General features: G+C 27.4%; 1 protein-coding gene. It reads right to left on the reverse strand.

What is annotated here, in order from left to right:
* Positions 1–125 (reverse strand): glutathione S-transferase N-terminal domain-containing protein (locus ABN217_RS19690; RefSeq protein WP_349459922.1); only part of this gene is annotated, 125 nt, incomplete at its 3' end.
* Between the last annotated feature and the right edge of the window lie 240 nt (positions 126–365).

The following is a 365-nucleotide window of genomic DNA, read 5'->3' on the forward strand; positions in this document are numbered from 1 at the left end:
ATTTTCGTTGGCGTTGCTTTATCATCTTCCATCAAAAAGATCTGCTCAACGTCAATGTTTTTAAGTCCAAAAATCATTCTGGCTCTAACACAAAATGGGCAATGATCATAAATATAGAGTTTCATTATGGGAACCTCTTTAGTTGAAGAGTTATAGCTATACATTACATTCCGTTACTTTCACTATAGTCTATAATGTGAGAAATTTGTAAAATTTATTGTTTAGCCTAATAATTAATTATCGCTATTAGTTCTATTTCAACAAAAGTTTAATTTAATCGACTCCCCTTACCTATAAATTCAATTAGATTAAAGAAAATTAGATTTTTGTTACAATTTGAAATAATCAAGATTATGATCATAAAT

The sequence above is a fragment of the Proteus sp. fly-1067 genome, assembly GCF_040139345.1.
Lineage (GTDB): Bacteria > Pseudomonadota > Gammaproteobacteria > Enterobacterales > Enterobacteriaceae > Proteus > Proteus vulgaris_B.